The organism is Rickettsiales bacterium, from assembly GCA_033762595.1.
GTDB lineage: Bacteria > Pseudomonadota > Alphaproteobacteria > Rickettsiales > UBA8987 > JANPLD01.
This window is the reverse complement of record JANRLM010000069.1, coordinates 1-6,026: the sequence shown is the minus strand read 5'-3', so window position 1 is coordinate 6,026 and position 6,026 is coordinate 1. Positions and strand designations below refer to the sequence as shown.

5 protein-coding genes are annotated in these 6,026 nt (G+C 31.7%); 4 read left to right on the top strand and 1 reads right to left on the bottom strand.

Going from position 1 to position 6,026, the window contains the following annotated elements; translation table 11 throughout:
- Positions 1-797 precede the first annotated feature (797 nt).
- Complete coding sequence (locus SFT90_05055) at positions 798-1,469, bottom strand: HAMP domain-containing sensor histidine kinase (GenBank protein MDX1949850.1); 672 nt, start codon at positions 1,467-1,469, stop codon at positions 798-800.
- Positions 1,470-1,647: 178 nt separating this feature from the next.
- Between SFT90_05055 and SFT90_05050 the strand changes: the two genes are divergently transcribed.
- The 4 genes from SFT90_05050 to SFT90_05035 all read left to right on the top strand — a co-directional run.
- On the top strand, positions 1,648-1,920 hold the full coding sequence (locus SFT90_05050) for a helix-turn-helix transcriptional regulator (GenBank protein ID MDX1949849.1): 273 nt from the start codon (positions 1,648-1,650) through the stop codon (positions 1,918-1,920).
- Between the two features lie 5 nt (positions 1,921-1,925).
- Positions 1,926-4,343: an N-6 DNA methylase gene (locus SFT90_05045; protein ID MDX1949848.1), complete on the top strand. Its 2,418-nt coding sequence runs from the start codon at positions 1,926-1,928 to the stop codon at positions 4,341-4,343.
- 2 nt (positions 4,344-4,345) lie between these two features.
- Entirely contained in the window at positions 4,346-5,128 is a 783-nt protein-coding gene (locus SFT90_05040) for a DUF3800 domain-containing protein (GenBank protein MDX1949847.1), read from the top strand.
- Between the two features lie 92 nt (positions 5,129-5,220).
- Positions 5,221-6,026, top strand: an 806-nt coding sequence (locus SFT90_05035; protein ID MDX1949846.1) for a hypothetical protein, incomplete at its 3' end; no start/stop codon positions are given.

Below are 6,026 nucleotides of genomic sequence, written 5' to 3'. Positions count from 1 at the left end.
TTCGAAACAAAAACCACCTACCGGTTTTGATTTCGAAAAATCAACCCTTGAAAATACTACTTCCCAAGTGGGGGTTAAATACCAGTTGAAAATAGAATGATTTCGAACTTTTGAAACGCTAGGCGGTCAAAAAAGTTCGATAAAAAAGTTGTGGATTGAGTATTGGATAGAGTTGCCGAAGGGATTTTTTACAAAATTATATAGCTTTAACTTGTTAAAAAATTGCAAAAACTAGAGATGCTTTAGATGTCTGGATACATATCAATCAAGGCTTGGCAAGTTATATCTCCAAATCTCCGCTACCACTTGGCTTTAGTGAACACGGTAAAATCAACGCTTTGCGAGATATTTTTTTATAAAAAGGCTAAGAAAATTTTTATTTTAAAGTTTATGAGCATCAAATTTAACCAACTACCCACTTGGTTAAAATCTCCAACCAAGTGGTATAGAAATTTTAAGAAGCCTTGAGAACACTAGTTTCAAGGGGTGGCAAAAATTGAAAATGGAGAAAGTTAGAGATTTGGAAATTTTGAAATGGCTCCGCTTAGTGTATGTGTTCCGAACTGATAAGAAAGAGGAAGTTATTAATTTTGGATTGTCTCAAGCAAGAAATATAAGACTTAATTAAGCATGCTTTTTGGTTTATCAATGTGAATCCCTGTTTGGGATTCTAATTGATGTGAATTTGTAGGAAATTTAACAGGAGAAGTTGGTTTTAGGCAAGATCAAACTTGATTAAGTGGTGGTTTATAATTCTGATTGCAAAAATTAAGATAATTGCAATCAGATTATTAATTTTAGTAAGCAGGGAAATTTAAACAAAATTCAACGCCTTCACCCTCAACAGATTTGTAAGAAATATCACCGCCAAAACTAAGCATCACTCTTTTACAAAATGGCAATCCTAAGCCAGTTCCACCCTTTTTATTTGAGGTGAAAAAATCATCAAAAATTAATTCTAATTTATCGGCAGGAATGCCAACACCATCATCTTTGAAATATAAGCATTTTTTATCAGCGTCCAGCCAAATATTAATTTTGGCTTTGTAGTAAAGTGAGTTTTTGAGCAGGTTGAATAAAACAAAAATCATCAGCGTTTCATCACCTTTAAAAATAAAATCGCCTTCCAAATCAACATTAACCAAACCTTTCTCTTTTTGGCTTTCAAAAGCAAATTCTCTAATGGCAGATTTAACAATTTTTGCAATTGAAAGATCGGTGAATTTATTTGTATCAATTTTTTCTTCCCTAATGTTGGCTAAAATCATTTCAGAGATCATCAAGCCACGAGTTGAAGAGGTAGAAATTAAATCAAGAAACTCCATTGCTTCATCAAGGCAGTTTTTAATAATATCACAACCTTGCTTAATTGAAGCTAAAGGATTCCTTGTTTCGTGGGCAATTGAGCCAGCAAGGCTTTTTATTCTTTGAATTTGAGCTAAGTTTGGATTGAGATTTTCGTTTGTCATAATAAGTTAAATTTGTATAAATACTGAATTTATTACTAAATAACTGGCTATTTCAGCTTTGTTGTTGATAATAAATTGCGGACAAAAAAGACGGTTTGCCTGTTTTTTTGGCTAAAATAACTAAGTTATAAGAATAATAGAACTATATAAAATATATATTAAGTTATAAATAATAAATATGTCAAGCAAAAAAGAAGAAAAAACCATAACCCCTAAGCAATGCAAATCTGCAAGGGCTTATCTAGGTTGGTCGCAACAAGAATTAGCTGATAAGGTGAGAGTTGTGCAAAAAACTATTACTGATTTTGAAAGAGGTATAACCACCCCACAAAGAAGAATTGCAGAAGATATAAAAACCATTTTTCAAGAGGCTGGTATTAAATTTGAAAATGATGATGAAGGACAAGGAACTAAGCTATTAAAAGAATTTGACGATAACGATAATAAATAAATCACATGAAAGAAATAATAAGTTATTTAAGAAATAGCCCAGTAATTAAAGAGATTGATGTTGATTCAAAAAAAATTGCTTATCAGGGAATTAATCAGAATAGAAAAATAGAAAAATTATCTGGCAAAGAAAATGAAGTAAGCGAAGAGCTTGTAAGGGCTTATTTACTAACAAAATTAGTCAAAGAACTTGGTTATAAACCAGAAAATATTGAGATTGAGAAAGAATATGACATTGGCAGACCAAAAGTTAATAAACCAAGAATTGATGTTGTTGTAAGAGATAAAGAGGGGAAAGCATTTTTATATATTGAACTAAAAAGCCCTCAAGATTATGAAAAAGACAAAGATGAAGTTATTGAAAAACAGCTTTTCAACCTTGCCAGTCAAGAGGTTGGGAGTGGAATCGCTGTAAAATATTTAGTTCTTTATTCAATTGAGCTAGTTGGTGGTGTAATAAAAGATAAGTGCCTACTCATTGACTATGACAAATATTCTTCATTTTCAGATTGGGAAAAGACCAGAGACTTTATTGATCAACTGCCAGCAAGATATGAAAAAGCTGTAAAAGAGCCATATGTTAAGGGCGGTAAGAAAGATTTAGATAAGAATTTTGATCATGCTAAACTAGATAGCAAACGCAAAAATCTGCACAATGTTTTATGGGGCGGTGGTGGCACTGATGATAATGATATTTTTTCGTCTTTGGTGAATATTATTTTAGCTAAAATTCAAGATGAGAGCGAAAAAGAAGATGGTGAGAAATATGATTTTCAAACTTTTGCTTATGCAAAAAAGAGTGATGAAGATTTTGAAACCAACGATGAGCTTTTTACAAGAATAAATAATTTATATAGAAGAGCCTTAAAACAAAGGCTTAACATTCTTGATGAGCAAGAATTGGCGGAAAGTTTTGTAGTCGATAGAAAGAAATTTTCTCTAGCCAAGCTAAAATATGCTGTTTCAGAGCTTGAAAGCCTTTCCTTCGTTGATGGAAAAAACAGCTTATCTGGCAAAGATATTTTAGGTGATTTTTTTGAAGGTATAATAAGAGAAGGTTTTAAACAAACCAAAGGGCAGTTTTTTACCCACATTAATATTGTAAAGTTTTTGTTGTGGGGTTTGCAGCTAGATAAATTAGCGATTGAAAAGATTAATCAAGATAATCAATTGCCATATATGATTGACCCATCGGCTGGTAGTGGCACTTTCTTGATTGAATATATGAAATTCATCACTGAAAACATTAAGCGAAGATTTAGAGGTGAAATAAAAAACACCAGAGACATTAAAGATCGTTTTCATAATTGGTTTGAGCCAGATCACAGAGAAAATAAGTGGGCTGAAACCTTTATTTATGCCATTGAACACAATTTTAACTTAGGCACAGCAACTAAAGTTAATATGATTTTGCACGGCGATGGTTCTTCAAATATCTTCGTTAAAGATGGATTGCTGCCTTTTAACTATTATGATAAAACAACTGCTCCAAATGCCTTAAATCAGTCAAATAATGATGAGTTTTACAAAGGCAAAGAGAGTGAAAAAGAATCAATTAATGTGAGCGTCAATAACCAATTTGATTGCATTCTAACCAACCCACCTTTTAGCGTTGATCTTGACAACGACACTAAAAAACTAACCGCAAAAAGCTTTATTTTTGGTGATAAGAAAAACTCAGAAAATCTTTTTATTGAAAGATATTACCAGCTTTTAAAAGAAGGCGGCAGAATGGGTGTGGTTTTGCCAGAAAGTGTTTTTGATACTACTGAAAATAAATATATCAGGCTTTTCATTTACAAATATTTCAAAGTTAAGGCGGTTGTTTCCTTGCCGCAAATCACTTTTGAGCCATTCACCTCAACTAAAACCAGCTTGCTCTTTGCCCAAAAGAAAACCACAGCAGAAATTGAACAATGGCAAAAATTTTGGTCAAAGTATAGCAATGAGTGGAATTTATTAAAAACTAGATGCGAAAAAGAAATTGAACATTTTATTAAAGAAAAACCATTTAATAAGGCTTGGGCTATTGCTTCGGAAGATGAGAAAAAAAGAAAGGTAAATTTATATCAGCTTTTAAAAGACTATATTGAAAAAGATGACAAAAAACTTTCTTTAAAAGAGTTGGTTGAGAAATACCAAGATGAAATCACCGACCTTTGCAAATATGATAACGACACAACAGACAGCTTTGGCTTTGTTAATGTTTGGTGGGTTTTTGGTGAAGTTGCCAAAGAGTTAAATTATAAAATCTTTATGGCAGAGGTTGAAAATGTTGGTTATAAACGCACCAAGAGAGGTGAAAAACCAATGCCAAACGAACTTTATCGTGCAATTGAAGAAAATGGCAAAGAGAAAATTTTAGTTGATGATGGAGTTTTAGAGACTGCCCTTGATCATTTAAGAAAAATTGATTGGAGCTAGCTATGGAAAATTACTTTTTTGTTGATGAATCAGGTGATCCAACTTTTTTTAATAGAAAAGGTGAGTTAATTGTTGGTAAAGAGAATTGCTCGCCAATTCTTATTCTTGGCTTTATTCAAACCAATAATCCGTCAGAAATTAGAAAGGCAGTTGCCAAACTTCATAAAGAAATCAAAGAAGATGAATATTTAAAATCAATTCCATCAATTAAAAAAACCAACCTACATTTTCACGCTAAAGATGATTGCCCAGAAGTTAGGGAAAAAGTTTTTAAGATGATTAAAACCTTAGATTTTAAAGCTGAATTTATTGTTGCCAGAAAAAGAATTGATGTTTTTACCAAGCGGCACAAGAGAGATGAAAATATTTTTTATAATGAGATTGTTTCAAGATTGTTTGAGAAGAATTTGCATCATAAAAACAACACAATTTATTTTTCTAAAAGAGGCTCAAGAGATAAGCAACACCATTTGCAACAAGCTATTCAAACAGCGGCTTTAAATTTTGAACAGAAAAACGGATCTAAAGTTGAAACTCAGACCAAAATTTATATACAAACCCCGTCAGATGAGGCTTGTTTGCAAATAGTGGATTATATGAATTGGACAATTTATCGCTCTTACACCAAAGGCGAAGCTAGATATTTTGAGTTCTTAAAAGAAAAAGTAAGTTTAGTTTGGGATATTTACGATTTTGCTAAATACCCAACAAATTTGAATTTTTATAATGAGAGGAATGTTTTTGAGGTAGGAAAGATTAGCCCTTTGGGGCTAGAGAGCAATTAAGCTCTGCACGGCATGAAGCCGACTTTCGCACCCAACAGGACTGCAAGAAATATAAATGATTTTATCAATTTGTCAATAGTTGAATTATGGTAATGAAGTGTTTTGAGGTTGATTTTAGTGAGTTGGCAAAGGAGCAATCTTTCAGATTTGATGTTGATTTTATTGCCTTCCAAAGCAATTTCTTAGTTAGTGATTATTACTCTTTTAACACGCTATTTGATTTTTCTGTCAATGATAGTGTTGATATAGAGGCTTTAACTGAAGATTTTTATTATTCTGAAATTGGCAATATATCAAAAGAGGGTTATGTAGAGCCTATCAAATTAAACTTTGATCAAAGAAAAATTGAGGAAGAAAGTTATTATAAAAAAATTGAAGGCAATGACATTATTAGGGTAAATCAAGGTGACATCTTACTTTCAAAAGTAAGACCAAATTTAAAGAAATATGTTCTTATAGATGAGGAAAATAAAAATTATTTTTATACTTCTGCCTTAATTCATCTAGCTCCAAAAATACTTGGGAAAATTTTATATTATTCATTTAGAACAATTTTTTATGAAAATTTAATTGCTATATCAAGGCAGGGCAAAGGCTATCCAACGCTTAAAGAAGATGATCTTTTGTATTTAAAATTTGATAAAAATACCATTGATTTATTTTTAAAAACCCAAGACCAAATCGTTGCCAAAATTGAGCCAATTGAGCAGAAAATTAAAGACCTAAAAAGCCAAATCAAAAAGCAGCAAGAGGTTATTAATAAAGTTTTTGCTAGAGAATTTGGGTTTAATTTAGAAGGCTTTGAAAGATCGCAACTAATCAAGGACTATTTTGTAGATTTAAGCGATTTTGCCAACAACAAAGATATTAGGCAAAGCGTTAAATTTCATAGACCAGT

What these genes read in the sequence shown, in the direction of transcription:
- SFT90_05050 (MDX1949849.1), top strand. Translation starts at nt 1,648, where the DNA reads ATGTCAAGCAAAAAAGAAGAAAAAACCATAACCCCTAAGCAATGCAAA.
- SFT90_05055 (MDX1949850.1), bottom strand. Translation starts at nt 1,469, where the DNA reads ATGACAAACGAAAATCTCAATCCAAACTTAGCTCAAATTCAAAGAATA.
- SFT90_05040 (MDX1949847.1), top strand. Translation starts at nt 4,346, where the DNA reads ATGGAAAATTACTTTTTTGTTGATGAATCAGGTGATCCAACTTTTTTT.
- SFT90_05045 (MDX1949848.1), top strand. Translation starts at nt 1,926, where the DNA reads ATGAAAGAAATAATAAGTTATTTAAGAAATAGCCCAGTAATTAAAGAG.